Consider the following 25,836-nt stretch of genomic DNA (forward strand, 5'->3'; position numbering starts at 1 on the left):
CGCGGCGTGCCGGACCCGTCGGTGCGTGGTCAGGCGGACAGACCGGCCTCGATGGCCTCGATAATGCGCGGCCGCAGTTCGGCGGCACGGATGATGGCGTCCACCGAGCCGACGTCGACGGCGCGCTGGATGTCGTGCACACCGTCGAATTCCGCGGCCACCTCGCCGAGCTTCTCCGCGCGGACCGAGGCCCGCAGCTCGTCGAGTTCCGCCGTCAGCGCCGCGCGATCGGCGCCGATGGCATTGGCGGCCCGCTCCTGGAGCTCCCGCACCCGCGCATCGCCTGCCGTGCGGGCGTTCACCTCACCGGAGAACACCACCGCCGCGGCGGGCGCGCCGCCCAGCACCGAGGCGTAGGAGCCCTCGATGGCGAGTACGGTCATATTCGGGTTGAGCGCCTTGGAGAACACCACGAACGCACCGCCGTGATACCGCGAGATGACGCAGAACACGATCGGCCCGTCGAAATTCACGATCGCCCGGCCGATCTCGGCGCCGTACTCGAGCTGCAACTTGCGCATGGACTCCGGGGAGCCGTCGAAGCCCGACAGATTCGCCAGCACCACCAGCGGCCGGTTCCCGCTGGCGGTGTTGATCGCCCGCGCAGCCTTCTTCGACGAGCGCGGGAACAGCGTTCCCGCCGTGTAGGTGTCGGGTCCGTCGGTGGCGGGGAAGCCCCGGCGCGGCACCCCGCGGGACTCGATACCGAGCAGGCACACCGGAATTCCACCCAGGTGCGCGTCCTGCACCACCGCGGTCTCGGCGTCGGCCATCCCGGCCCAGCGCTCCAGGACCGGGTGGTCCTGGTCGGCCAGCGCCCGCATGACGGTCCGAATGTCGAAGGGCTTCTTGCGATCCGGATTGGCGGTGGCGGAGAAGATCTCACCCACGGTGGTGAAGTCGCTGCCCGCCAGCGTGTGCGGGAAGGAGGAGACGTCGCGGTCGACCGGATCGGTGGTCCGTGCCCGGCGCGGCGCCTGCTCGCCCGGGGCCACGTAGGTGTGCTCGTAGTGCGACATGAGCACGTCGCGGGCCGCGGTCAGGTTCGGCACCCAGTACTGCGCCTGCCCGTTCGGACCCATCACGCGGTCGTAACCGCCGATGCCGAAGTTGTCCTCGGCCGAGACGCCGCCGGAGAAGTCGAGGGACTGCTTGCCGGTGAGCACCATGGCCGAATCCGGCGTCATCACCAGAATGCCCTTGGTGTGCATGAGCATGGTGGCCTCGGCGTTCCAGTACGGCTGCGCGCCGACATTGATGCCCGCGACCACGATATTGATCTCACCGCCGTCCTGGGTGAACTCGACGATGCGCTTGAGCGCGGCCGCCACCCAGTCCATGTTCTCGGTACCCGACTCCATGGAGATGCGCGCGCCCGAGGACAGCGCGTACCACTCCAGCGGCACCCGCATCCGCTCCGCCAGATCCAGTGCCGCGATCACCCGGCGGCATTCCGGTTCCGACAGCGCGCCGAGGGATTTCGTCGGATCACCGAGCAGCACCACGCGGGTGACGCCCTGCGGGTGCAGTTCGGTCGGGGTGGTGACCACACCGGCGACCATGGCCGCGGTATTGCGCCCCTTGGCCCGATCCACCGGCACCAGGGCGTGGTCGGCGTCGAGGTCGTATTCGGTGAATTCCCCGAGCAGACCGGTGAGCTCGTACGGGTAGACGGTATTGCGGCTGCTGGCGCGCAACACCTTCTGCCGGTAGGCGTCGATCGGCTCGACCGCCTCGTCGGTGCGCTCGCCCACGCTCACCTGCGGGGTGCCGGTGGCGTCGAAGGAGATGCGGACCGCGACCTTGGTCAGCTCACCGCTGCGCGGATCGCGCTGCCGGGCGATGAGCAGGATCTCCTCGAGGTTCGCGCCCACCGTCATCGGCAGCACGTGCCCGCCGATCACCGTCTCCAACTCCTCGCGGGTGACATCCACCGGAGGCCAGATGTACATGACGATGCGGTTGGTGTTGAAGCGCTTGGCCGATGGCCGCTGGGCCTGCGCCCGGCGAATCGAGTCCAGGCAGGTGGCCACGGCGATCTCGGCCGTCGGCAGCGCCAGCAGGCGGCCGTCGTGCTCGCGCAGCGCGGCCAGGTCGCGCACCTGCGCGAAGGCGATGAGCCGTTCGTCGGAGGGGTTCTCCTTGGCGACCGCGCGGAACAGGTACACCTCGTCGTTGTCCGAGGACGGCAGTCGGGTCAGGTCGAACTTGCGCAGCCGCTTCATCTGCATGCGCTGCGCGATGAACGGATGCAGACCGCGGATGAGCCGCTCCTCCGCCATCCCGGTCGCCGACGGTCGGAAGGTGAAGTGATGGTGCATGACCGCGCCGCCGCTGCCCGCGACGGTGGTGGTGATGCGATGCACCTGATTCGGAAGCGATTGCGCGGCAAGCTTTTCCTGCAACGCCGCGGCCATGGCCTCGAAATCCTCGGGCTGGTTCTCCCAGCTGAGATAGATGTCGGCCTCGATGGATGCCGCGCCGCCGGACAGCTCGGCCAGCCCGCGCAGCGCGGTGTCGAGCGCGTCGAAGCGCACCGCCGCCGACACCAGGGTCAAACCGCGGCGTTCGGCGACGACGTAGCGGCAGCCGCCGACCTCCTCGGCGCGCACCCCGATGAGGTCCTTGTTGCCGTAGTAGCGGCGGGTCAGCACCTCGAGCATGACGGTGTTGTCCACGCTGCCGCGCACCAGACGCTGGCCGAGCAGCTTCACCAGCGGCTCGGTGCTGCGCACCATCTCCGCGATGCGGTCGGCGCGATCCGGGGTGTCCGGATGCGCGTCGAGGTAGCTGAGCTGTTTGCGCACATTGGTGTACACGCGGGCGCGGTTGCGCCGCAGCAGCGGCAGACCGAACCAGGCGTACACCACGCCGCGCGCCAGATCCGCGATCACCGGGAAGCGCACCTGGGTGGCGACCACCAGTCGCTCCAGCACCAGCCCGACCGGTTCGCGCAGCGCCTGATCCGGCACCGGCTCCCGCAGCCATTCGCGCAACAGGGTGGTGATGACGGTGACGGTGTCGGACGGGCGCTGCTGGGCCAGGAAGACGCGGAACACCGCGCCCTCGAGGTCGGGCGTCCGGTCCAACTCGGTGACGCCGTAATGGCTCAGCGCCTGGGACAGCTTGGCGCGGTAGGAATCCGGCAGACCCGCCCGCTCCGCGTCCAGGCTCTGCAGATAGGTGTGGAAGTACTCGCGGGCACTGTGCACGTGCCCGTGGCCACCGTCCTCGTCACCGGAGCGGTTGTGGCTCAGCTCGGCGAGATCGGCGAAGACCTCCAGCAGTTCCAGTTCCTCGGCGAGCGGGCGGCGGTTGTCCGCGATTGCGGCCCGGCGCGCGGTGAGGTAGTCCTCGACCACCCGGCGCTCATCGTGCGGGTCGACGTCGAAACCGAGCAGCAGGCTGCGCAGATCCTGCATGCCGCGCGCCAGCCGCTCGTGCGGCAGCACCGGCGCGGCCTCGCCGGGCAGGTCCAGGTCGACCGCGGCGGCGGTACCGGTCTCGGCCTCCTCGCCGTCCTCGACCAGCGGCTCCAGCCGCAGCAGCGGCGCGCCGGTCTCCACCTGGGTGCCGACCGAGACCGCGCATTCCTTGAGCCGGGCACGGAACGGCGCGCGCAGCACCGTTTCCATCTTCATGCTCTCCAGCACCAGCACCGGTGCGCCCGCCTCGACCTCGTCGCCGACGGCCAGCGGAGTGGCGACCACCAGCGCGGGGGCGGGCGAGCGGACGACACCGCCCTCGTCGCGACTGATCCGGTGCGTGACGCCGTCGAGTTCGACCAGGTGGATCGGCCCGTGCGTACCGGTGATCAGGCGATACCGGGTGCCGTTCACCACGATCTGCCCGGCGTGGCTGTCGAAACGCTCCAGATCGACGTCGGCGGTGCGGATATCGCCACCGGACTCGATGCCGATGCGGAAGCGGTGCGCGCCGATCCGGGCCACGCGCACCCGATAGCCGACGCCGCGCAGCTTCAGGTCGCAGGGGCGGCCGCTCTGATGCTGCACCTGCGGGCGTCCGCCCGCCGCCGTGGACAGCAGCCGGTGCCGCTCGACCCGCTCGTCCTCCTCGTAGGCGTCGATGGCGGCCGCGGCCAGCGCGATGGCGGAGTGGCGGTCGGAGACCAGGCGGCCCTCGCCGCGCACCCGGTCGATCCAGCCGGTGTCGGCGCTGGCGTCGATCACCTCGGGCTGGTTCAGCAGCTCGAGCACGAAACTCTTGTTGGTGGCGCCGCCCTCGATGACGACCCGGGTCTCGGTCAGCGCGCGGCGCAGGCGGCCCAGCGCCTCGTCACGATTGCGGCCGTAGGCGATGATCTTGGCGATCATGGAGTCGAAGTCGGCCGGGATGGTGTCGCCCTCGCTGACCCCGGTGTCGACCCGGATGCCCGGCCCGGCGGGCAGATTCAGCCGGGCGATGCGGCCCGGGGCGGGCGCGAAGTCGCGGTCGGGATCCTCGGCGTTGAGCCGCGCCTCGATGGCGTGGCCGCGTTCGGCCGGGGGCTCACCCTCCAGCTTGCCGCCGGAGGCGACGTGCAGCTGTGCTCGGACCAGATCGAATCCGGTGGTGCACTCGGTGATCGGATGCTCGACCTGCAGTCGGGTATTGACCTCGAGGAAGGCGAACAGCTCGTCGCCGGGGTGGTAGAGGAATTCGACGGTGGCCGCGCCGCGGTAGCCCACCGCGACGGCCAGTCGTTCCGCCGACGCCTTCAGCTCGGCCGCCTGATCGGGCCGCAGCACCGGCGAGGCCGACTCCTCGATGATCTTCTGATTGCGCCGCTGCACCGAGCAGTCGCGCACGCCGAGCGCCCACGCGGTGCCCTGACCGTCCGCGATCACCTGCACCTCGACGTGCCGCGCGCCGGTGACGAGGCGCTCCAGGAACACGACACCGCTGCCGAACGCGCGCGCGGCTTCCTGCCGGGTGCGTTCATAGGCATCGACGAGTTCGGCCTCGCTGGTGATCTTCCGGATGCCGCGCCCGCCGCCACCCGCGGTGGCCTTCAGCATCAGCGGGTAGCCGATCTGCTCGGCCGCGGCGACCGCGTCCTCCACCGTCTCGACTCCGCCGCGGCTCCACGGCGCGACCGGCACGCCGACCTCCTCGGCGATCAGCTTGGCGCCGATCTTGTCGCCGAGCTTGCGCATGGCCTCGGGGCTCGGGCCGATGAAGGTGACGCCGATCTGCTCACACAGTTCCGCGAAGGCCGGATCCTCGGCCACGAAACCCCAACCGACCCAAGCGGAGTCGGCCTTCGTCGCGAGCAGGGCCTGCTTCAGCGCCTTCAGGTCCAGGTACGGGCGGGCGGACGCGGGACCCAGGTCGTACGCGATATCGGCCTCGCGCACGAACGTCGAATTCCGATCGACGTCGGTATGCAACGCGACGGTCTCGATCGTCGATCCGGTCTCCGCAGCCAGGTCCCGAACAGCATGGATGAGACGCATGGCGGCCTCACCCCGGTTCACGATGGCGACACGGCTGAACACTCGCCGACTCCTTCCCACTCCACTACGTTGGCCCGATCGGGCGAGATGTGCGACTGGCTGTCCCGGGTAGTCTGCACCCTTACCCCACACATATGTACATGCGAGTCCGTGTTACCCGCGCGTATCGTCTCCGAATCGACGGTGAGCACGACGTCCGGGCAGCCCTGGCCGCGCGCCGAAACCGACCGACGGGGCACCCGAAAACCCCGCCGCACCGTGGGAGGTGGACCCCCTGACCGACATTCTCGACCTACTGCACGCCCGCTGTGCCGAAATCTCCGCCGAGGCGATCCTGCGCGGCGAGGGCCACCCGACCGTCACCCTCACCACCCGGGAGGTCGCCGATCTGCTCAACCGGATCACCGAGCTGCGACGCCACCACACCGACCTCGTCCACGCCCACCGCGACCTCACCGCCCGCCACAGCCTGATCAACCAGACCGTCCAGGACGCGACCACCGCACTCACCCGCATCACCACCGCCCTGGAGCAACGCACCGCCCACCCGGAGGCCCGCACCCGCCAGGTCCACACCATCGCCCGCGTCGCCGCCGAACGACTCGCCGCCGCGCACCCGCACGGCGACGACGCGGTGCGCTGACCTCCGTCCCCGAGAGGCCGGTAGGCCACCGCACCCGAACGCACCGCCTACGCACGGCCGGGACCCCCGCGTTCGAACGGCCCGGATTCGCAACGGGCTCGAACGAGCCCTCCGGTTGGTCGGCGACGCGGCCGACGGTGTCATCCTCACCAGTTCCACTCCCGCCGCCGTCATTCGCGACAGCCAGCCGGGTTCGAGCGGAGGTCAGCGCTCGGTGACAACCCAACATTCGGTCGGGAACCCGGGTTCGACAGGAAGGACCGCACGCTGTCGCAAACCCGGCATTCGCTCCAGCCCCGGGCTGGAGCGGAAGCCCCGCGGTCCAGGCGATCCCGCGGGCAGTGGGCTTCCGCTGCGCGGTGAGAGCGTTCCCGGCAAGGGGGGAACCGCGCGGCAGGGGCAACGGCGCAGCAGCGCAGCACCAGCAACAGCGCAGCACCAGCAGCGGCGGTGCCGATAGCAGCGGCGGCAGCGGCGGTGCCGATAGCAGCGGCGGCAGCGGCGGTGCCGATAGCAGCGGCGGCAGCGCCAGCAGCGGCGGCATTCTCGGTAGCGCGGGTTCCGGGCCACCCACGAGGACAATTCGGTGTCGGAGGCAGGTCCGCGGGGCGCGAGTTTCACCGATGGCGAGGGTGTGCCGCGTGGGACGCAGCGGCATTCTCGGCTCAGCATCGGATTCGGTCCGCGGCGGGATCAATCCCGGTGTGGGTTCGGACTTTTCGCCCTATCCGGCCCGGAGCCGTTGCGGCGGGGCGCGATCTGCTCGGCGCGGGCGAAGCGGCCCGGGGTCTGTCCCGTCCACTCCCGGAACGCGGCCGTGAAGGCCGATGGGCTGGCGTAGCCCAGGCGGTTGGCGACGGTGTCGACGGTGAAGCCCGCGGCGAGCAGTTCCTCGGCGAGCATTCCCGTTGTCTCACAGACCAGTTCGCGGAAGGTGGTGCCCTCGTCGGCGAGGCGGCGGCGCAGCGTGCGCACACTCATGTGCAGATCCGCGGCGACGGCAGCCTGGTCGACCGCGCCGCCGCGCCGGACCAGCAGGGCACGCACCTGTCCGGCGAGTCCGATGCGCGCGCGGCGGCGCTCGACCAACCGCTCACACATCCGCTCGTACTGACGGCGCAGCACCGCGTTGGCCTGCGGCATGGGCCGCTGCAGATCCGCGCTGCGCAGCACGAGTACGTCGGCGGGTCGGTCGTAGACGATGTCGGCGATACCGAGCAGCACGCCGACCGCCTCGTAGACCGGCGCGTAGGGCAGCGTCACCTCGAGCCGTTCCACGGGCACGTCCCAGCTCAACAGCTCCCGCTGCACGGTGCGCACCAGTGCGAGGTCGCGCTCGATCGCGAAGCGCCGCACCCGCGCGGGCACGGTCTCGGAGTCCAGCCGCACCAGCACCCGATCCCCCGTGTCGGCGAGGCTGAAGCGGGTGTAGGCGAAGGAGAGATCGGCATAGCGGGCCCACAGTTCGGCCATCTCGCGTACGGTCGAGCAGCTGCTCAACGCGATGCCCAGGCTGCCGAGCATCGGCAGGTGCACGGAGAAGCCGGCCAGCAGTCCCAGCCCTGGTTCGTCGCCCGTCACGGTGAGGATGTTGTCGACGATCCGGAACTCCTGCGCGATGTCGATCTCGACGTCCGGATCCTCCAGATCCGCGGCCGCGAGCCCGGTTCCGGCCAGCGCCTGTGCGGCGGTCATCGACCGGTTACCCGCGTAGTCGACGAGTACCGCCGCACTGTGTATCGAACGCACACACCATGAGTCGACGAGCATGCCGCAGATGATCTCCCATCGGACAGCGAGCGTGACGCAGTTCAGCAATTACATAGCTAATTCAAGAACATCCGGGCGTGTCGCACCCGCACCCGTGGCCGAAATCCGCAGAAGCATGGCCGCGCACCAGCTCCGGAGCGCAACGGACCCGCACTAACCTGATGCCCGGTGGGCCGCCCGCCCCTTGGCGGCCCACCACGGTCCCCACCGACACGCGGGACCGATGCCGCACGCACAACCCCACCGGTGGGCGCGGAACCCAACCGCGACAACCCTATCGGCCCACCGGTGGGCCGCGCACTCCCCCACCGCCCGCCCCCGGGCCCAACCTCCGGCGGAGACGTATGACGACGGCCGATACCGACGGCAGCGCCCTGCGACTGCTGTCGACCATCCTCACCCACTTCGACAGCCTCGACGCCTTCCTCGCCCAACTCCACCACGAACTCGACGGCCCCACCCAGATCCTGCCCCGCGTCGACCCGGACACCGCGCCCACACCGCACCCGCCCCGACCGCCGATCCCCCGCATCTCGATCGGCAGCACGGGTCGCCACGCACGCCGCGACACGCGGCCCCCGTCCCGCTGGCAGCCGTAGCCCTACCGCCGTTCGAACACTCGAACCCCCAGGTGCACGCCGCCTTCGGCCCTGCCGCGAGACTCGGCGGGGTTGCGGCCACGGGGCCATGGCCAGCACACGCGTACCCCGCACCCGCCGCACTCGAGAACAGCCGATCCGGCGATGCCGCCACCACTTACTGGGACAGCTCGTGCTCCGGCCGATAATCCGACCGATCACGGGCACCACCTTGTGATGACCGCCACTCTGTGCTCTCATCAGTGGTACGCAGATACGGTGAGCGTTTCAGTGCCTCACTCTCTGCGAAAGTCTCGATGAGGAGCAGTGGACATGGACAATCTCAACAGGCGATTCGCGCTGAAAGTCGGTGGGGCTCTAGGCGCTTTCGGCGCGCTGGCCGCCGTCGCACCCGCGCGGGCGCAACCGTGGACCTGGTCACCGGAGGGGTCGGTGGCCGGAAACGGGAGCGGAACCGATCCGATGTATGTCTGGGACGCCGAAGCCGATCCGGTGATCGCCCGTCTCATCGACAGCGGCGAGGTGCCTCGCGTCAACGAACTGCTGCGAACCTGGACCCGCAACGGACAGCCCCTGCCCGCGGGATTGCCGACGGAATTGCGCGACTTCATGGAATACGCCCGGCAGCTGCCGCACTGGACCGACCCGGCGAAACTCGCCACCGCGGTGGACTTCAACAAGAAGCGTGGCCTCTACCTCGGTGTGCTGTACGGGCTGGCCAGCGGCATGATGAGCACGGTCATCCCCAAGGAGGCCCGCGCGGTCTACTACTCCAAGGGCGGGCACGACCTGCGCGACCGCATCTCCAAAACCGCCAAACTCGGCTACGACATCGGCACCCACAATGCCTACGCCCCCGCCGGCGAAATGGTGGTGACCTGCGTCAAGACCCGGCTCGCCCACGCCGGGGTGCGGCATCTGCTGCCGCGGTCGCCGCACTGGAAAGCCATGGCCACCGAGGAGATTCCGATCAGCCAGAACGACATGATGGTCACCTGGCACAGCCTCCCGACCACGGTCATGAAACACCTCACCGCCTGGCGGGTACCGATCCCGGACAACGAATCCGACGCCTTCCTGCACTCCTGGCAGGTGGCCGCGCATATGCTCGGCATCCGCGACGAGTACATCCCCAACTCCTGGGCCGAGGCCGATTCCCAAGCGGCACAGGTGCTCGACCCGATCATCGCGGTCACCCCGGAGGGCGCGAAGCTCGCCGACCGGCTGCTCGGACTGGGCAACCAGCTCGACCTGTCCATCGTCACCCGACCGGTGCTGGGCGCGTTCACCCGCTTCCTGCTCGGCGACCGGATCGCCGACGGCCTGGGCATCCCCCGCGAAATCCTCTGGGACCCACTGCTGCGGGCGAGCTGGGGACCGTTCATCGCGGTCCGCGAAGGCGTACTCACCGCCGTCCCGCCCACCCAGGAGGCGTACTGGATGTTCGACGAATTCCTGCGCCAGGCCGCCCTGATCTACCTGGCCGATCTGCGCATGCCGATCAGCATCGAAATCCCGACCATGAACCGCGATCTCAGCCAGCCGCCGCGCTGACCCATACTCAGGAGATTCACCCTATGCGTTCCGCCCTGCACCTCGCTGTCGCCTCGATCACCGCGACCACCCTCGTGGCCACCGCCGCCCAGTCCGCCGCCGCACCCGCACCCGCACCGCCCCCGGTGGCCGTCGTCGCCGACGGCACCGGCTCCTCCGCCCTGGACTCCGGATCGGCCGCCGCGGACTCCCTCGCCCTGTTCGCACAGCAGGGCAATGTCATCGGCATCCTCGCCCTCCTGGTCGCCGCACCCCTGCACATCATGACCGGCACAATCTGTGAGATGGCGACTCTGTCGGCCCTGCCCAGCCCCTGCGCACCCCGGGTCTACTGAACACCGGCCACCCGATGGCGACGGCGGCAACGGGAGCCGCCGTCGCCATCGGCCGTGGTGGCAGCCGGAAAGCGCGGTCACGGCACGCGGCTCCGGTACATTTGTCGATAGGGCGGCCTGTCGATACAGGGCCGATCGGACGCGAAGCACCGCGAGCCGCGAGCATCTCGGCGACGCCGCGGTCATCCTGGCGACGCGTCGGTGCTCCGGGTCGAGCCACCGCCCACCATGCGGCGCGACCGAACTCCACACCGGGCCGAGAATCCGAGGAGCTGCGGAAATGGACGTCCCCCTCTGGTTGTGGGCGGTGTTCGGCACAACCGTGACCGTCGGCCTCGTCGTCGATCTCGTCGCGCACCGTGGTCCGCATGTGATCGGATTCAAGGAAGCACTGCGCTGGAGCATTCTCTGGGTCGGCCTGTCGCTGGCCTTCGCGATACTCGTCGCGGTCGCGGTCGGCCCGACCGCGTCGGTGGAGTTCACCACCGCCTGGCTGCTGGAGAAGAGTCTGTCGGTGGACAACCTCTTCGTCTTCGCGCTGATCTTCGGGTACTTCCAGGTTCCGCGCGAGTACCAGCACCGGGTGCTGTTCCTCGGTGTGCTGGGCGCGCTGGTGTTCCGCGGCATCTTCCTGATCCTCGGCGTCGCCGTGGTGCAGCGGTTCACCGCCGTCCTGTTCGTCTTCGCGGCGATCCTGCTCTACAGCACCTACAAACTCCTCGTCGACGACGACAACTCCTTCGATCCGGGCAGCAGTACGGCGGTGCGGCTGGTACGCCGGATCATGCCGATCCAGCACGAGTACTCCGGCGCGCACTTCTTCGTCCGCTCGGCGGGCCGGTGGGTGGCCACTCCCCTGCTGGTGGTGGTCGTGGCCATCGAGGCGGCCGATATCGTCTTCGCCGTCGACAGCGTGCCCGCGGTGCTGGCCGTCAGTCAGGAACCGCTCATCGTCTACTCCAGCAACGCTTTCGCCATTCTCGGGCTGCGCGCCCTGTACTTCCTGCTCTCCGGGATGCTGGCGCGCTTCCACCATCTGTCCACCGGCCTGGCGATCATCCTCGGATTCATCGCCGTCAAACTGATCCTCCAGGCCGCCCACAAGACGATCACGCCCGCCATCCCGGAGATCCCGTCCCCGGTGAGCCTGGCGGTAGTCGTGGTGGTGCTCACGATCTCGGTGGTGGTCAGCATCGGCCGACCGCCGCCGGAGGAATCGACACCGTCCCCGAACACCGGTTCCGTGGACACCACCGACAAACCCGACTGATGGAAGGTCCACGGCCGCAGCGCCATCGACGGATCATCTGACGCACACCCGCCGGCGTAGGATAATCGCAGGTGCGACCAATCGCGCGTGCAAGACGACAGCCAGTTCGCCGGAAGTGGGTGACTGCGATGTCTGGCTACCCGTCGCTCTCGGTCCGGCTCTGGCGGATGCGACCGTGGAACGCCAGCCCCCTGATGCCCGCCTCCCTGCGCTTCGAAACCGTCGCCATCGCAACCTTGTTGGCGCTGTGCCTGCTCGTCGTCCCGATCGCGGGCGCCGTCGGTACCGAAGCCTACAGCCGCACGAACACCCGCATCCTGTCCGACAACGCCACCAAGACGCTTGTCACCGCGACCATCACCGACGATCCGACGCACCAGAAATCCGAGCGCCGCTTCCTGGCCAGCGTCTCATGGAACGACGACGGACACGAACACACCCGCACCGCGCCGGTCCCGTACGACACCGGCCGCGGCGACGAAGTCCCGGTGTGGATCGGCGCGGACGGCACCCCGGTCGACCCGCCCCTGCGCACCGGCGACGCTCTCCTCGACGGCATCGGCGCGGGCATGGTGGCCCTGTTCTCGGTCTGGTCCACCGCGGGACTGCTGATCTGGGCCACCCGCGCCGCGATCGACCACCGCCGTGACACCGCTTGGACCGTGGCGTGGCACCGGTTGAACCACCCGACCAGACAGTGACCACACCCATGCCCTTCGGACCACCACCCCGCGCCACCACCGCCGACCGGGAGCGAGTCATCGAACTGCTCCGCACCCAACTCGCCGTCGGCACCCTGACCGCGGACGAGTTCGCCGCCCGCGCCGACGCCGCCGCCCACGCCCGCCGCCGCGCCGACCTCGACCGCCTGACCCGCGACCTACCCGCCGTCACAGTGACAACAACCATACGAAATCCACTGCGCCCCTTGGTCGTCGCCGCACTCGTCGCCGTCGCCGCCTTCCTGCTGGTGGTGGTCGCAGTGGTCGCGGTGCTGGGAATCGGCGCGATGCTGGGCGGCTGACGGCGGCAACCCGGAGCCGCGGCTGCTCGGGCACGTCGGCTCGACACCGGCGCCCCGAAAACCGACGGCTGTATCCGCCCCGATGTCGCTGATAGCGTCCGACCGCAAGCAACCAGCACCCATCGCTCGGAAACAGCGGAGGTCAGCTCATGCGTACACTGACTCGCCCGATTCTCATCCTGTGCACCGCCGCGGCCCTGACCAGCGGTGCCGCCGCCCACGCCGATCCCGCCGCCACACCGGTCGCCGCCAATGCGATGAGCTGGTCGGCCGAATGCGCGGCCGGACTGCTCGCCGGATTGGTCGCCGCACTCACCACCGGCTCCTCCGCCGCGGTCGGCTGCCCCACCTGACGGTACCGCCCTCGGTCCCGGCACGGCGTCCACGCCGAAGGCACCGCCGAGTAGGTCACCGACGTCCTGTACGCCGTCACCCCCTGGCTCGGAACCTTCGCGTGAGCCCCAACCCCGAGCGACGCGTAGACGCGAGAATCCGGACTCGCCTGCCAGCTCGACCACCTCGGCGCCGGGCTCGGACCAGCCGCCAGCCGATTCCCGCGACCGCGAACACCGCCACGAGAACGACGAGCAATGGCCGCCAGCCGAGGTCGCCGACCCAGCGGCTGATCGCCTCCTGGATACGGCTGGCGGCGACGATCACCGGATCGTCGGCGTCGCCGTCGCCGAAGAACAGTCGCAGCTCATAGATTCCGTAGTAGGTGACGTACAGCCCGGAGAGCACGAGCAGGACGCCGCTGACTCTGCCGATGTAGGGCAGCAGTTTTCGCGTCCACGCCGTCGCGGCGGCACCCGCCAGCGCGACGACCACCGCCAGCACGCCCACCAGCAGCGTCATTCCGGCACCGTAGGCGAGGTAGGCGGCGATGCCGCCGAGTACCGATCCGCTGCGGAAGGTGCTGCTGGTGACGGCCAGGAACGGGCCGATCGTGCAGGACAGCGAGGCGATCGCGTATGCCACGCCGTAGCCGGTCATCGACGCCAGCCGGGCGCTCGGCGCACCGCGGGACGGCTTGGGCAGCGCCACCGCGATGTCACGGCCGCTCAGCAGCCATGCCCCCACACCCACCAGCACCACCCCGATCACGACCGTAGCCGCGGGCAGATAGCGCTGCACCGACACCGCCAGCGGCGAGATCACCAGGCCGAACGCGCCGAAGACGAGCAGGAATCCCGTCGCCATGGCCACGGTGGCGGCCAATGCCCGGCCCAGTGCAGCGAGCCGCCCGGGTTCGGCGTCATCCGCACCGGCCACCACCAGGGCGAGATAGCCCGGCAACAGGGCGAATCCACACGGGTTCACCGCCGCGACCAATCCGGCCGCGAGGGCGAATCCGAGCACCTCAGCATCCATGGGACTCAGCATCCATCGGGCTCAGCCCAAAGCTTTGATCTGCGTGGCGATCTCGTCCGCACTCAGGCTGCCCGGGACCATGTCGATATCGGAGAACTTGCTCACGAAGGCGAAGGCAGGCTGCGCGGTCACCCCGAACCGCTGCCACACCGCACCGTCCAGATCCGCGATCTGGGTGAACGTCAGACCGTATTTGTCGGCGAATTCCCGCATGGCGGACAGGTCGTCCCGCGCGGCCACGCCGACGAATTCCACATCCGGATGCGCGGCGGCCGCCGCGGCGACACCGGGTGCCTCCCGCTGGCAGGTGGGACACCACGGGGCCCAGAACCAGAGCACGGCCTTCTTCCCGGCCAGGCTGGCCCCGGAGAACTCCGCGCCGTCGATCGTCTGCGCGGTGAACTGTAGTTCCTCCGGCACGGGGGCGTCCGCCGCGACGCTGGTCGGCGCTTCGCTCACCGCCGTGGTCGACACCGCCGTGGTCGATGCCGCGTCCTCGGTGTCACCACCGCATCCGGCCGCCACCAGCACGGCGGCGAGTATCGGCAGCAGCAGTCGAACGCTCTTCACAATCGGTGAACCTCCGGTCGGTGAATGGGAACCCTGAACGCCTATCATCACAGCCTCGAACGACTTTCGCGCCCAGCGCGGCGGCCCCAGACCACGGCCGCATGGCTATTGCGACGTGCGCTCCACCGGTAGGCCCGCCAATGCCCATTCGAGCATCCCCTCCCGGAGCCGTTTGACGTCCCGCCCGGACCGCTGAGCGATCCGGACCGCGTCCGGTGCCATGACGCAGTAGGCCCCGCGGCAGTAGGCGACGATGTCGCGGTCGGTGGGGAGTTCGGCGAGCCGGGCCGCCAGTTCGGACAGCGGGATATTGATCGCGCCGGGAATGTGGCCCGCCCGGTACTCCGCGTGCGGGCGGACGTCGATGAGGGTGATCTCCCCGGCGTCGCGGCGACGGATCAGTTCGTCGCGAGTGATGGCGTTCTCGGGTGCGCCGAGGACGGCCGCCGCGGCGACGGCGACATCGGACAGGTGGGCTTCGGCCACGGTGTGCACCAGGGCGAACAGACGGGCAACGTCGGTTCCGGCCAGGCGGTAGTGCTGGCGGGTGCCGTCGCGGCGGGACCGCACCAGCCCACCCGCCTTGAGTGCCTGCAGGTTCGCCGACGCGGTGGTCAGGTTCATGCCCGTCGCGGTGGCGATGGCCTCGACGGTGTGTTCCCCCTGCGTGAGCAGGTCGAGGATCTGGAGTCTGCGGCCGTTGCCCAACGCCTTGCCGACGCGGGCGATCTCGTCGAACAGGGCCGCCTTACGGCCGGTCACCTCACTCACGCTTGCTTCTCCAATGCTCTGTTGGATAGCTTATTCCATAATTCTATGGAATAACATCGGATGGTGCGATTGTAGCGCCACTCGGACCACCCGAGCGGGTGCGCCGCTTCACCACTGCCAGGAAAGAACGCTCTCATGCCCCACAGCGCCACCAGCACCGCCGACTCCCCCGAGATCGCCCGCGCGCAACGCCGCGTGCTGACCGTGCTGGTGTCCGCGCAGATCCTCAGCGGTGCGGGGTTGGCCGCCGGGATCACCGTCGGCGCGCTGCTGGCACAGGACATGCTCGGCTCGACCAGTCTGGCCGGGCTGCCCAGTGCGCTGTTCACGGCGGGTTCCGCGGTCGCCGCCGTCGCGGTGGGGCGGCTGTCGCAGGCGCGGGGCCGCCGTCCCGGGCTGGCCGCCGGATATCTCACCGGCGCGGTCGGCAGTGTCGGTGTCATCGCCGCCGCCGTCGCGGACAATCCGGTGCTGCTGTTCGTCGCGCTGTTCGTCTACGGCGCGGGCACCGCCACCAATTTGCAGGCCCGCTACGCCGGTGCCGATCTGGCGAGCGTCTCGCACCGCGGCCGTGCCATCTCCACCGTGCTGGTCGCCACCACGCTCGGCGGCGTCGTCGGCCCCAATCTCGCCGCGCCGACCGGCAGCCTCGCCCAGGCCATCGACATTCCGTATCTGGCCGGACCGTTCCTGCTCGCCGCGGCGGCCTACACACTGGCCGCGGCGGTGCTGGCGGTCTGGCTGCGCCCGGACCCCCTGCTGCTGGCACGCACCCTGGGTCCGGGCGATCCGGTCTCCAGCTCGACCACGACCGCACGTCCGGCGGCCGACGGCTCCCGCTCGGGCGTCGCCATCGGCGGTTTCGTCATGGCGGTGACACAGCTGGTCATGGTGGCGATCATGACCATGACGCCGGTGCACATGCTGCACCACGGGCACGGCACCGCCGCGGCCGGACTGGTGATCGCCATCCACGTCGGCGCGATGTATCTCCCGTCCCCGCTGACCGGCTGGCTCGTCGACCGCCACGGCCGCCTGCCCGTCGCCGCGGCGTCCGGGGTGACGCTGCTGGCCGCGGGCCTGCTCGCGGGCTTCGCCCCCGGCGACTCCATCGCCCTGCTCGCCCTCGCGCTCGCCCTGCTCGGGCTGGGCTGGAATCTCGGCCTGGTCGCGGGCACCGCCATCATCACCGACACCGTCCCCCTGGCCACGCGCGCCACAACCCAAGGGGCGGTGGATGTTTCCATCGCCATCGCCGGCGCGACCGGCGGTATGGGCTCCGGACTGATGGTCGCCGCCGCCGGTTATCCGACCTTGGCACTGGTCGGCGGCGTGCTCGCGCTGGCGGTCGTCCCGGCCGCCGCGCTCACCGCCCGGCGCAACCGGTGATCGCCCAGCGCGTTCTGCCGCGGCCACGACGGCCGACCGACCCCCTACCCGATGGTCCATCCCGGCCCGCCGTGGTCTTCCACGGCGAACCCAGCTCAGACGTTGTCCGCCAACGGCAGTGGGCAGGAGGGAGATTCGCCGCACACCAGCAGGTCGTCGCACCCGGCCGCAACGGCCGCGCGCAACGTGTCGCGCCTGGCGGTGAGTTCGGCCAGTGCGGTATCGACTTCGGCCAGCTTGGCCTCGGTCCGCGCGCGTAGCCCCGCACCCGGTCTCCGCTCGACCCCGACCCGGGTGCCGCCCAGCAGATCCGCGACCTCGTCGAGGGTGAATCCGAGCCGCTGAGCGGCCTTGATCAACCGCAGCACGGCCACCGTCCGCTCCGGATAGATCCGATGCCCGCCCAGGGAGCGGTCCGGTTCGGCCAGCAGCCCGCGCCGCTCGTAGTAGCGCACGGTCTGAATGTTCACCCCGGCCGCACGCGCCAATTCCCCGGTCCGCAACCCGGTCATACCGAACCGCCCTGTTTCGCGCGTGCGGCCAGCCCGTCGAGCACGTCGACCCGAGTGGACGGCACCTCGATGTCCATGTGCACCAAGCGCTCTCCGGCCGTGGTGAACGCGAAGGCGAAGAACGAGCAGCAGCCCGATTCCCGGGCGGCCAGATCACGGGCCCGGGCTTCGGCGGCACCGTCCAGATCCAGCCGCAACCACGTCGGCGACACGCGCTCCACACCGCGCACGGCATCGCGGAAGAGCGCGTCGAATTCCGCCACCCGCGACGGCTGTCGCTCGGACGGGAGCGCACACGCGTCCACCGCCACCCAGGCCCGATCCGACGCGCCCGCACTCGGGTCGGAATTCGCGTCACCGATCCCACGGATCGGAAATTCATCGACCATGACCTACACCTCCCGGCTCGCGAAGGCCACAACTGAGCCTTTCCTTCGAGGCTAAGCCTGTACCCCGGTACCGGATGCAACCCCGGCGTAGACGGTGCCGGTCCGACACCCGCCCGGACGGCGACATCGCTGTACGCCCCGTGATGTCAATCGTCGTCGAACTCCCGCCGGGAAGGCGAGTAGATGGTGGGTCGCGGGGTGAGCGAGATGGTTCCGCGGGTGACGAGACCGCCGTCGTGCTGATCGCCGTGATAGCGCGTGGACAGCTGAGACCAGCGCAGGTTGCCGGTCATGGTGTAGGCGATCCCGTCCAGGTAGGCGCGGATCTCGGAACGGGAACCCAGCGGACCGGCACGGACCACGTCGCAGTCGGCCACGAAGTCGGCTTCCGCCTGGTGGATCAGGGCGACCACCGTGTCGACGGCATCCTGGAGATCCAGGTTGTCACGGTGCAGCAGAACCAGAATGAGATTCATCGCCTCCTCGAGATCGAGTTCCTTGGCGAAGGAGTACAGGTCGTTGACCAAGGCGATATGCGCGATGGCCCGGGCGCGGACGGCACGGATCTCCGGTGCGGCGGCGAGCTCGCCCAGATCGATGCCGAGCGCGTACTCCACGTGGGTGGTGATCCACCAGCCGTAGACATTCGTGAGCCGTTCACTCATGTACCGGTCCGGGTCGAGCGTGATGCCGTTCTGCCGCCGCACCGCTTCCGCGAGGTGACTATCCGCCATCTCCCGCCACGCTTGCCGAGATCTGCGCGCCAGGTGCGGCGTCATCCGCGCCTCGGCGGCCGTGATCACGTCGTGCACGAACCGATGCGCCGGCTCGTCGGGCGGTCGATCGCCGTCGAATACCTGACACCACCGCTCGTGCAGCCGGGTGGTCGCCGCACTGTCGAACTGGATTCCCGGCCGACTGAAGGTGTCGTCGTAGATGGTCACGCCCATCATGAGATTGACCAGATCGACCGTGCGATCACCGAGGGTATCGGGGTAGGCCAGACAGCCGTAGTGCGGGATACGCTGCCGCAGGTACCGTTCGGTCCGGTCCACGTCACCGAAGTAGGACCGCAGGTAAGGGCGGGCGAACGCGGCCGACCGCGCATCCAATTCGGCACAGTCGCGATGACATGCGTGCGGCAACCGGGTGACGATCTCCGGTAGGTGGAAGCTGTCGGGCAGTGCGATCACCGGTCGTCCCTCCTGCGCAGAACGATGCTGTAGGCGGAGACCAGGTCCTTGGCGAGGGCGGCCGACATGTTGTCGGCCATCACCCGCAGCTCCTCCACCGGCCCTGCCACTCCATCCGGGAATGCCCGCTCGATATTGGCCTTGACATCCCGGAACCAGTGCGCCACATCAGCATTGGACGGCAGGACGCGCATGTCCCGGATCTCGAACGAGTTGGCTTCCAGCACCCCGGCGAAGTAGTCCGGGGTCTTCCGATTACCGCACGCGAGCCGGTCGACCTCGTCGGGGATCTCCGAGACGTAGGCATCCAGCCCTCCGGTCGGATCACCTCGGAAGAGGGTGTCGGAGATGATGACGATCCCGCCCGCGGCGACCCTACCGGCCAGCGCCTCGACCGAGGCCTCGTACACCTCGTTCGGAAAATGCGTGTAGACACCGCGAATGATCACCAGATCGTAGGGGTGTTCGGGTTCGGGCAGTAGCCCTAGGTCCTGACCGTCGCACAGATACAGCGACACCCGGTCGAGCAGCTCGTGATCGGCCAGATACCTTGCACAGTAATCCAATTGGCGAGGACTGATATTGATGGCATCGATGCGGGGACACTCGGGGAACCGCCGCGCCAGCAGGTAGCAGAGGAAACCCCACCCGCAGCCCAGATCCAGAATCCGTCCGATGCGGGGGCGTTCCGCGCCCAGCAGACCGGCCAGCCCGAGTTGCCGGTCGAAGAACCGAACACCCGCCTCCCCCAGCGACAGATCCCGTGTCGCGCCTTCGTAGACGCCCCATTCGAACAGGCACGTATCCCCCAGCACCTGCCGCCAGACCTCCGGGGAGTCGTCGTAGGTGTAGACGACCTTGTCCCGGTACGGGTTTTCTCGCGGGCTGTCGACGACCGTGTATCCCATCGTGCCGCCGGACCCCGGGGCCGGGGGATACCGCATTGTCCCCCACCTCGCGTTTCCGGAAAATCGCGATGGCGCAACGTCTTCGGTCGACGGGTCGTGAAGCTCGAGCTTTCCGAGCGCTCTGTTCACTGTCATCACCGGGTCCGATCCGGTCGAGCACGAGCGAGGCGAATACCGGTCTCAGGCTAGCGCGACCGACAGCCCCGGCAGCCTGACCGGTTGTGCCAGAACGTGACCGATCGCGCCAGTTCACCGTCGAGCGCGACACCTACCCCCGACTCCTGAACACCTTCCAGAGAGCCGGTTGCTCGAGCACCGTTTCCACCGCGAACACCCCGCTGTCCTGCAGCAGCGTCTGCATAGTCGCCCCCTTGACCGCGACCTGGATCTGACGCGCGTCCCAATCGCCATCGACGAACAGGCGCCTCCGCTCCTCGACGGCCTCGTCGATCTGCGCCGCCGACCGACCGTCCTCCTGCCCCACCGTCCGTCCGACCGCGTGGTCCGTGTGCTCGAACTCGTGGACACCTCCACGGAGCACGTCGGCCGCTCCTGCCGGGGATACGAACATCGCCGAGCGATGCCGTCGACCGCGCCCTTCACCCGCCGCGGAATTTCCTGCGTCATCCGCGACAAAGCCGACAAACGGAATCCCTCTCAGAGGATCTACGCACGAGACGAGCAAGCGGCACACCCGGGCGCATCGCCGCGGTCCGGAACTGGTCCACATACATGACCGATCAGAGGTGGAAACCACCCCTGACCCGGTCGGGCTGACAGGATTTGAACCTGCGACCACTTGACCCCCAGTCAAGTGCGCTACCAAGCTGCGCCACAGCCCGTTGCCACCGCTGTCGCGGTGCCGGATGAGATTACCTCGAGGAGGGGTGGATTCGCCTAATCGGGGTGGGGTCGGTGTGTTCGGCAGGTGGGGTCAGCGGGTGAGGGGGATGCCGCCGTCGGTGAGGATGCGGGCGAGGTCGGCGGGGAGGGGCATGGGGGTGGTGATGCCGACGGAACTGCGGCCGGTGTTGCCGAGTGGGGCGCGGCCGAGAGCGGAGCCGGGGCCCGCTACCGCCAGGCGGATGATCTGGCCGAGGATTTCGGGGCGGTCGCGGGTGCGCAGGGCGAGGCGGAACATGTGCCAGTGGGCGCGGGTGTGAGGCCACGGCCAGTGCTGGGAGAGGATGTGGGCGCGTTCCAGGGCGTGCCAGCGGGAGTCGAGGTCGGTGGCGCGGCGGGCGGTGGTGAGTTCGGACTCGAAGGCGGTTCGGATGGTGGGCGGCATGGGAGGCACGGGATTCTCCTGTGGGGCAACGGTTCTGTCGCCGACCAGCCTCGCCCGCGGAACGGCGGAACGCTTGGACGAACCTGCTACGCGGTCGATTCGATGATCCAGCGGACATCGCGGAGGTCCGAGGGGGCGATGCCGAACATGCGGTGGCAGACGCGGTTCAGGTGGGAACTGTCAGCGAAGCCCGCGCCGTGGGCGGCGGCGGTGAGGGTATGGCCCGCCGCGACCAGGTCGATGGCCCGCAGGATGCGCAGCCAGCGGATGTAGGGGCGGAACGGCAGGCCCAGTTCGGCGGTGAACAGGTGGGCCAGGCGACTTTCCGACAGGCCCACCGCACGGGCCACCTCCGACAGGCGGAGTGGGCCCGAGTCCAGACGGGTGCGCAAGAGTGCGACCGCTCGGGTGACGGCCGGATGGCGGGGTGGAGTTGGGCAGAGATCGCTGATGTCGTGAAATCGACCGTCCCGGAACCACTTCGGATCATCGACCAGTGTAGTCGCGGCGCGGATCCAGGCATCGATATCGTCGGCCGTGAGGCCGATGAGTCGCTGTCCGACAGCGGAGTCCGGATCCACCAGCACGAGCGTGCCGTCGGACGCTCCCGTGACGACGGCGTGCTCGCGATGGGGCGGGATGAGTGCCGCACGGGCGCGGCGTACGGTGCCGTGCGCGTCGGCCAGCACGAACTCCCCCGCATGCGCGATGACGATCTGCACGGTGCGGTGCGCGTGCGGAGCCGCGGTGCCGATCTCCCCGACCAGTTCGAGCGCCCCGGCCCGCACTCTGACCGTCCCCGACCACATGCCACGAATCTCCTTCACCGCGTGGGCAATACGGTGCCGAGCAGCATGTCGCGCTCCGCGTGCACGCGGGCGCGCAGGGCGTCGACCACCTCGGCGACCTCGGGGCGGCGCAGCGCTTCCGCACGGGTGACGAGCCAGTAGGACAGCCGGACGCCCACCTGGTCGGGGAGGACGCGGACCAGGTCGGCGTGGCGGTCGGCCATGAAGCAGGGCAGCAGGCCCAGCCCGGCCGCGGCGCGGGTGGCCTCGACGTGGACGAAAACGTTGGTGGAGGAGATGGATTCGCGCATGCCGTGGGCGAATGCGGCGGCCAGGTCGAGGTCGTCGACCTGGAGCATGGAGTCGATGAAGTAGACGAAGGGCTGGCCGGTCAGGTCGTCGAGGGTGGCGGGCGCGCCGCGTTCGGCGAGGTAGGAGCGGGAGCCGTAGAGGCCGAGGACGTAATCGCCGAGGCGGATGAGTTCGGCGCGGCGGACCTGCGGTTTGCCCACCACCACTTCGATATCCAGGCCCGAGCGTTGCAGCGAAGCACGGCGAGTGGCGGCGACGATCTCCAAGGCCACCTTGGGATGCCGACGCCGGACGTCGGCGACCGCGGGGGCGGCCAGGTAGGCGCTGAAACCGTCGGTGGCCGAGAGCCGGACGACGCCTTCGAGAGTGCGTTCACCGCGGGCGTCCGGCGCGAGCGAGCGCACCGCGGATTCGATGGATTCGGCGGCGTGCAATGCCTCCCGCCCCAGATCGGTCAGCTCCCAGCCACCCGCGCCGCGGGTCAGCACGCGGCCGCCCAGCGCCCGTTCCAGCGCGGCGATGCGACGGGAGATGGTGGTGTGGTTGATCCCCAGCTCCTCCGCCGCGGAAACGTAGCGTCCGGTGCGACCGACGGCCAGCAGCACGAGCAGGTCATCCGCATTGGGGCGGGGAGTGGCGGAGGTCACGGCCATTTCTGCATCTTTGCAGATACCCGGTGCGAAAGTGGGCATTGCGGGCGGAGAAATGTGCACGAATACTCTGAACAGTTCGAATCTTGTGGGCCGCATCACAGATGAGGGGTGATGCGGCCGAACGGTAAGGAGAAGTGCGATGAGCGTCGGCGTAGCCGGGCCGCGGCCGGGATCCGATCCCGCCCCCACCGGACTCCGAAGGGTGGTGGCGGCCTCCATGGCCGGGACGGTCGTGGAGTGGTACGAATTCTTCCTCTACGGCACCGCGGCCACGCTGGTGTTCAACAAGGTGTTCTTCTCCGAGAACACCAGCGAACTCGACGCCATCCTCGCGGCATTCGTCACCTACGCCGTGGGCTTCGCGGCACGGCCGTTGGGCGGCGTGGTCTTCGGGCACTTCGGCGACAAGTACGGGCGCAAGAAGCTGTTGCAGCTGAGCCTGCTGCTGGTGGGCGCGGCGACCTTCCTGATGGGCTGCCTGCCCACCTTCGGGCAGATCGGGTACTGGGCCCCGGCGCTGTTGGTGGCGCTGCGCTTCATCCAGGGCTTCGCGGTGGGCGGCGAATGGGGCGGCGCGGTCCTACTGGTGGCCGAGCACAGCCCGAATCGCAGCCGCGCCTTCTGGTCCGCGTGGCCGCAGGCGGCGGTGCCGATCGGCAATATGCTCGCCACCGTCGTGCTGCTCGTGCTCACCTCGACGCTGTCGGACGCGGCGTTCCTGTCCTGGGGCTGGCGGGTCGCCTTCTGGCTGTCGGCGGTGGTCGTGCTGATCGGCTACTACATTCGCACCAAGATCACCGACGCGCCGATCTTCCTGGCCGCGCAGCAGCAGTCCGAGCAGGAGAAAGCCACCGGGTTCAGTGCGGTCGAGGTGATGAAGCGTTATCCGCGTGGGGTTTTCACCGCCATGGGGCTGCGGTTCGGCGAGAACATCATGTACTACCTGGTGGTCACCTTCTCCATCACCTATCTGAAGGTGCAAGTCGGTGCCGACACCAAGGTGATCCTGTGGTGGCTGCTGGCCGCGCACGCGGTGCACTTCGCGGTGATCCCCATGGTGGGACGGCTCAGTGACCGATTCGGCAGGCGGCCGGTCTATTTCGTGGGCGCGGCCACCGCGGCCACCTGGGGCTTCTTCGCCTTCCCCATGATGGACAGCGAGCACAATGCCGTGATCTTGTTCGCCATTGTGCTCGGCCTGGTGTTCCACGCCTTCATGTACTCGGCACAGCCCGCGATCATGGCGGAGATGTTCCCGACCCGCATGCGGTATTCCGGTGTGTCCCTGGGGTATCAGGTCACCTCGATCGTGGCCGGATCGCTCGCGCCGATCATCGCGGTGAAACTGCTGGACAGCTTCGGCTCGTCGGTTCCGATCGCGGTCTACCTGGCCCTGGCCTGCGCGGTCACCCTCGTCGCGGTGTACTTCGCCCGCGAGACCAAGGGCGCGGACCTGGCCGAGATCGACCGCGCCGACGCCCGCGACCTGGCCACCGCGAGCGATGCGAAGGCGGTGAGCGCGTGAGTGGCTCGGCCACCGGCGATCTGACCGGTCGCACCGCACTGGTGACCGGCGGCGCGAGTGGGATCGGCGCGGCCTGCGCCCGGCAGTTGGCCGGGCGCGGGGCGGCGGTCACGGTCGCCGATGTCGACGGCGTCGCCGCCAAGGATCTGGCCGCCGATATCGGCGGCACCGCGTGGGAAGTGGACCTCGGCGATGTCACGGCGCTCGAGGACCTGCGGCTCGACGTGGACATCCTGGTGAACAATGCCGGTGTCCAGACCGTGAGCCCGCTGGTGGACTTTCCGCCGCAAAGGTTCCGCGCCATGCTCGCGCTCATGGTGGAGGCCCCGTTTCTGCTCGTCCGCGCGGCGCTGCCCGCCATGTACGAGCGCGGGTTCGGGCGGATCGTGAATATCTCGTCCGTGCACGGGATTCGCGCCTCGGCGTACAAGTCCGCCTATGTCACCGCCAAACACGCCCTCGAGGGGTTGTCCAAGGCGACCGCGCTCGAGGGCGGACCGCACGGGGTGACGAGCAATTGCGTCAATCCCGGCTATGTGCGAACCGCCCTGGTGGACAGGCAGATCGCCGATCAGGCGACCGCGCACGGCATCCCCGAGCAGCAGGTGGTGGAGCGGATTCTGTTGACCGAGAACGCGATCAAACGGCTCATCGAACCGGAAGAGGTCGCCGAGCTGGTCGGCTGGCTCACCTCGGCCGCGGCGGGCATGGTGACCGGCGCGTCCTACACCATGGACGGCGGGTGGAGCGCACGATGACCGAAACGACCGCGGCGCAGTGGACGCCGAGCGCCGCCGATATCGAGACGGCGCGCATCACCGACTTCGCCCGCTTCGTCACCGCCCGAACGGGTCTCGAATTCCCCGACTACCGATCGCTCTGGCAGTGGTCGGTGGACGACATCGCGGGATTCTGGCGCGCCGTGTGGGACTACTTCGATCTCGGCGCGGCACCGGGCGAGGCACTGGCCGAGCCGACCATGCCGGGGGCGCGGTGGTTCCCCGAGGTGCGACTGAACTACGTCGATCGGGTGGCACGCCAGGCCCGCACCGACCGGCCCGCGATTCTCGATATCGGCGAGGACGCACCCCTGCGCGAGCTGAGCTGGGCCGAACTGCTCACTCGCACCGACGCTTTCGCCCGCACCCTGCGGGCACACGGGGTGCGGGCCGGAGACCGGGTCGCCGGATACCTGCCCGATATCCCGGAGGCGGTGATCGCCTTCCTGGCCACCGCGAGCATCGGCGCGATCTGGAGCGCCTGCGGGCAGGATTACTCCCCGCAGGCGGCGCTGGACCGGCTCGGGCAGTTGGAGCCGGTGGTGCTGGTGACCGCCGACGGCTACCGCTACGGCGGCAGGGAACACGACCGGCGGGCCGAGATCGCGGCGGTCCGAGCGGGATTGCCGAGCGTGCGGACCACGGTCGCGGTGTCGCGGCTCGGGTACACCGTGCCGGGTGCGGTGGCGTGGGAGGACGCGTCGGCGGGCGGCGCGGCAGAATTCGACGCCGAGGCC

General features: G+C 69.3%; 25 protein-coding genes and 1 tRNA gene. 12 read left to right on the plus strand and 14 right to left on the minus strand.

Annotated features, from left to right (window positions below; all coding sequences use genetic code 11):
* Window positions 1-29 precede the first annotated feature (29 nt).
* Window positions 30-5,498: a carboxyl transferase domain-containing protein gene (locus tag QJS31_RS31845; RefSeq protein WP_306358459.1), complete on the minus strand. Its 5,469-nt coding sequence runs from the start codon at window positions 5,496-5,498 to the stop codon at window positions 30-32.
* Window positions 5,499-5,721: 223 nt separating this feature from the next.
* On the opposite strand from QJS31_RS31845, the gene QJS31_RS31850 reads away from it, so the two are divergent.
* Window positions 5,722-6,099, plus strand: a complete 378-nt coding sequence (locus tag QJS31_RS31850) for a hypothetical protein (RefSeq protein WP_282785180.1) — start codon at window positions 5,722-5,724, stop codon at window positions 6,097-6,099.
* Between the two features lie 693 nt (window positions 6,100-6,792).
* Here QJS31_RS31850 and QJS31_RS31855 read toward each other — a convergent pair.
* Entirely contained in the window at window positions 6,793-7,869 is a 1,077-nt protein-coding gene (locus QJS31_RS31855; RefSeq protein WP_282785181.1) for an AraC family transcriptional regulator, read from the minus strand.
* A gap of 344 nt (window positions 7,870-8,213) precedes the next feature.
* Here QJS31_RS31855 and QJS31_RS31860 point away from each other — a divergent pair, with 344 nt between their 5' ends.
* The 7 genes from QJS31_RS31860 to QJS31_RS31890 all read left to right on the plus strand — a co-directional run bounded on the left by QJS31_RS31860 (window position 8,214) and on the right by QJS31_RS31890 (window position 13,004).
* A complete protein-coding gene (locus tag QJS31_RS31860) occupies window positions 8,214-8,468 on the plus strand; it encodes a hypothetical protein (RefSeq protein WP_282786432.1) in 255 nt (84 codons plus the stop codon).
* Between the two features lie 312 nt (window positions 8,469-8,780).
* Window positions 8,781-10,022 (plus strand): oxygenase MpaB family protein, encoded by a 1,242-nt coding sequence (locus QJS31_RS31865; protein WP_306358460.1) that lies wholly within the window; start codon window positions 8,781-8,783, stop codon window positions 10,020-10,022.
* A 23-nt stretch (window positions 10,023-10,045) separates the two neighbouring features.
* Window positions 10,046-10,357, plus strand: coding sequence for a hypothetical protein (locus QJS31_RS31870; protein WP_306358461.1), 312 nt, complete (start codon window positions 10,046-10,048; stop codon window positions 10,355-10,357).
* A 280-nt stretch (window positions 10,358-10,637) separates the two neighbouring features.
* Window positions 10,638-11,627: a TerC family protein gene (locus QJS31_RS31875; RefSeq protein ID WP_282785670.1), complete on the plus strand. Its 990-nt coding sequence runs from the start codon at window positions 10,638-10,640 to the stop codon at window positions 11,625-11,627.
* A 128-nt stretch (window positions 11,628-11,755) separates the two neighbouring features.
* Window positions 11,756-12,328, plus strand: a complete 573-nt coding sequence (locus QJS31_RS31880) for a hypothetical protein (protein WP_306358462.1) — start codon at window positions 11,756-11,758, stop codon at window positions 12,326-12,328.
* An 8-nt stretch (window positions 12,329-12,336) separates the two neighbouring features.
* Window positions 12,337-12,651, plus strand: coding sequence for a DUF1707 domain-containing protein (locus QJS31_RS31885; protein ID WP_282785668.1), 315 nt, complete (start codon window positions 12,337-12,339; stop codon window positions 12,649-12,651).
* A gap of 149 nt (window positions 12,652-12,800) precedes the next feature.
* On the plus strand, window positions 12,801-13,004 hold the full coding sequence (locus tag QJS31_RS31890) for a hypothetical protein (protein ID WP_282785667.1): 204 nt from the start codon (window positions 12,801-12,803) through the stop codon (window positions 13,002-13,004).
* A 76-nt stretch (window positions 13,005-13,080) separates the two neighbouring features.
* Here the strand turns inward: QJS31_RS31890 and QJS31_RS31895 are convergent, their stop codons facing one another.
* From QJS31_RS31895 to QJS31_RS31905, 3 genes are read right to left on the minus strand one after another with little or no spacing between them, the layout of a single operon-like run.
* Window positions 13,081-14,022 (minus strand): cytochrome c biogenesis CcdA family protein, encoded by a 942-nt coding sequence (locus QJS31_RS31895; RefSeq protein ID WP_282785666.1) that lies wholly within the window; start codon window positions 14,020-14,022, stop codon window positions 13,081-13,083.
* Between the two features lie 21 nt (window positions 14,023-14,043).
* Window positions 14,044-14,640 (minus strand): redoxin domain-containing protein, encoded by a 597-nt coding sequence (locus QJS31_RS31900; RefSeq protein ID WP_372341708.1) that lies wholly within the window; start codon window positions 14,638-14,640, stop codon window positions 14,044-14,046.
* Window positions 14,641-14,697: 57 nt separating this feature from the next.
* Window positions 14,698-15,363, minus strand: a complete 666-nt coding sequence (locus QJS31_RS31905) for a metalloregulator ArsR/SmtB family transcription factor (RefSeq protein ID WP_282785665.1) — start codon at window positions 15,361-15,363, stop codon at window positions 14,698-14,700.
* Window positions 15,364-15,498: 135 nt separating this feature from the next.
* Here QJS31_RS31905 and QJS31_RS31910 point away from each other — a divergent pair, with 135 nt between their 5' ends.
* Window positions 15,499-16,752: an MFS transporter gene (locus QJS31_RS31910; RefSeq protein ID WP_306358463.1), complete on the plus strand. Its 1,254-nt coding sequence runs from the start codon at window positions 15,499-15,501 to the stop codon at window positions 16,750-16,752.
* A 95-nt stretch (window positions 16,753-16,847) separates the two neighbouring features.
* Here QJS31_RS31910 and QJS31_RS31915 read toward each other — a convergent pair whose 3' ends face one another.
* The 9 genes from QJS31_RS31915 to QJS31_RS31955 form a co-directional block, all read right to left on the minus strand.
* Window positions 16,848-17,264 carry a MerR family transcriptional regulator gene (locus QJS31_RS31915; RefSeq protein ID WP_306358464.1) on the minus strand — a complete coding sequence of 139 codons (417 nt, stop codon included), beginning with the start codon at window positions 17,262-17,264 and terminating at the stop codon, window positions 16,848-16,850.
* On the minus strand, window positions 17,261-17,653 hold the full coding sequence (locus QJS31_RS31920) for a hypothetical protein (RefSeq protein ID WP_306358465.1): 393 nt from the start codon (window positions 17,651-17,653) through the stop codon (window positions 17,261-17,263). The genes QJS31_RS31915 and QJS31_RS31920 overlap by 4 nt, the downstream gene beginning before the upstream one ends.
* Before the next feature lie 146 nt (window positions 17,654-17,799).
* A complete protein-coding gene (locus QJS31_RS31925; protein ID WP_306358466.1) occupies window positions 17,800-18,846 on the minus strand; it encodes a terpene synthase family protein in 1,047 nt (348 codons plus the stop codon).
* On the minus strand, window positions 18,843-19,790 hold the full coding sequence (locus QJS31_RS31930) for a cyclopropane-fatty-acyl-phospholipid synthase family protein (protein WP_306358467.1): 948 nt from the start codon (window positions 19,788-19,790) through the stop codon (window positions 18,843-18,845). The genes QJS31_RS31925 and QJS31_RS31930 overlap by 4 nt, the downstream gene beginning before the upstream one ends.
* Window positions 19,791-20,022: 232 nt before the next feature.
* Window positions 20,023-20,238, minus strand: coding sequence for a hypothetical protein (locus QJS31_RS31935; RefSeq protein WP_306358468.1), 216 nt, complete (start codon window positions 20,236-20,238; stop codon window positions 20,023-20,025).
* Between the two features lie 284 nt (window positions 20,239-20,522).
* Window positions 20,523-20,596: transfer RNA gene (locus QJS31_RS31940), tRNA-Pro, on the minus strand.
* A 92-nt stretch (window positions 20,597-20,688) separates the two neighbouring features.
* Window positions 20,689-21,042 carry a DUF3703 domain-containing protein gene (locus QJS31_RS31945; protein ID WP_282785190.1) on the minus strand — a complete coding sequence of 118 codons (354 nt, stop codon included), beginning with the start codon at window positions 21,040-21,042 and terminating at the stop codon, window positions 20,689-20,691.
* An 86-nt stretch (window positions 21,043-21,128) separates the two neighbouring features.
* A complete protein-coding gene (locus QJS31_RS31950) occupies window positions 21,129-21,869 on the minus strand; it encodes an AraC family transcriptional regulator (protein ID WP_282785184.1) in 741 nt (246 codons plus the stop codon).
* Window positions 21,866-22,795 carry a LysR family transcriptional regulator gene (locus tag QJS31_RS31955; RefSeq protein WP_306358469.1) on the minus strand — a complete coding sequence of 310 codons (930 nt, stop codon included), beginning with the start codon at window positions 22,793-22,795 and terminating at the stop codon, window positions 21,866-21,868. The genes QJS31_RS31950 and QJS31_RS31955 overlap by 4 nt, the downstream gene beginning before the upstream one ends.
* Before the next feature lie 139 nt (window positions 22,796-22,934).
* Between QJS31_RS31955 and QJS31_RS31960 the strand changes: the two genes are divergently transcribed.
* The 3 genes from QJS31_RS31960 to QJS31_RS31970 form a co-directional block, all read left to right on the plus strand.
* Window positions 22,935-24,320, plus strand: a complete 1,386-nt coding sequence (locus QJS31_RS31960; RefSeq protein ID WP_306358470.1) for an MFS transporter — start codon at window positions 22,935-22,937, stop codon at window positions 24,318-24,320.
* Window positions 24,317-25,078 (plus strand): 3-hydroxybutyrate dehydrogenase, encoded by a 762-nt coding sequence (locus QJS31_RS31965; RefSeq protein ID WP_306358471.1) that lies wholly within the window; start codon window positions 24,317-24,319, stop codon window positions 25,076-25,078. The genes QJS31_RS31960 and QJS31_RS31965 overlap by 4 nt, the downstream gene beginning before the upstream one ends.
* The coding region (locus QJS31_RS31970) for an AMP-binding protein (protein WP_306358472.1) at window positions 25,075-25,836 on the plus strand (762 nt) is incomplete at its 3' end. The genes QJS31_RS31965 and QJS31_RS31970, both read left to right, overlap by 4 nt.

This window comes from Nocardia sp. CC213A (assembly GCF_030766805.1).
Classification (GTDB): Bacteria; Actinomycetota; Actinomycetes; order Mycobacteriales; family Mycobacteriaceae; genus Nocardia; species Nocardia otitidiscaviarum.

Bases quoted from the DNA above. Each gene is read 5' to 3' on its own strand.
- QJS31_RS31860 (WP_282786432.1), top strand. From the start codon at position 8,214: ATGACGACGGCCGATACCGACGGCAGCGCCCTGCGACTGCTGTCGACC.
- QJS31_RS31955 (WP_306358469.1), bottom strand. From the start codon at position 22,795: ATGGCCGTGACCTCCGCCACTCCCCGCCCCAATGCGGATGACCTGCTC.
- QJS31_RS31930 (WP_306358467.1), bottom strand. From the start codon at position 19,790: ATGCGGTATCCCCCGGCCCCGGGGTCCGGCGGCACGATGGGATACACG.
- QJS31_RS31890 (WP_282785667.1), top strand. From the start codon at position 12,801: ATGCGTACACTGACTCGCCCGATTCTCATCCTGTGCACCGCCGCGGCC.
- QJS31_RS31855 (WP_282785181.1), bottom strand. From the start codon at position 7,869: ATGCTCGTCGACTCATGGTGTGTGCGTTCGATACACAGTGCGGCGGTA.
- QJS31_RS31875 (WP_282785670.1), top strand. From the start codon at position 10,638: ATGGACGTCCCCCTCTGGTTGTGGGCGGTGTTCGGCACAACCGTGACC.
- QJS31_RS31945 (WP_282785190.1), bottom strand. From the start codon at position 21,042: ATGCCGCCCACCATCCGAACCGCCTTCGAGTCCGAACTCACCACCGCC.
- QJS31_RS31910 (WP_306358463.1), top strand. From the start codon at position 15,499: ATGCCCCACAGCGCCACCAGCACCGCCGACTCCCCCGAGATCGCCCGC.
- QJS31_RS31960 (WP_306358470.1), top strand. From the start codon at position 22,935: ATGAGCGTCGGCGTAGCCGGGCCGCGGCCGGGATCCGATCCCGCCCCC.
- QJS31_RS31900 (WP_372341708.1), bottom strand. From the start codon at position 14,640: ATGATAGGCGTTCAGGGTTCCCATTCACCGACCGGAGGTTCACCGATT.
- QJS31_RS31870 (WP_306358461.1), top strand. From the start codon at position 10,046: ATGCGTTCCGCCCTGCACCTCGCTGTCGCCTCGATCACCGCGACCACC.
- QJS31_RS31915 (WP_306358464.1), bottom strand. From the start codon at position 17,264: ATGACCGGGTTGCGGACCGGGGAATTGGCGCGTGCGGCCGGGGTGAAC.
- QJS31_RS31920 (WP_306358465.1), bottom strand. From the start codon at position 17,653: ATGGTCGATGAATTTCCGATCCGTGGGATCGGTGACGCGAATTCCGAC.
- QJS31_RS31880 (WP_306358462.1), top strand. From the start codon at position 11,756: ATGTCTGGCTACCCGTCGCTCTCGGTCCGGCTCTGGCGGATGCGACCG.
- QJS31_RS31895 (WP_282785666.1), bottom strand. From the start codon at position 14,022: ATGGATGCTGAGGTGCTCGGATTCGCCCTCGCGGCCGGATTGGTCGCG.
- QJS31_RS31885 (WP_282785668.1), top strand. From the start codon at position 12,337: ATGCCCTTCGGACCACCACCCCGCGCCACCACCGCCGACCGGGAGCGA.
- QJS31_RS31865 (WP_306358460.1), top strand. From the start codon at position 8,781: ATGGACAATCTCAACAGGCGATTCGCGCTGAAAGTCGGTGGGGCTCTA.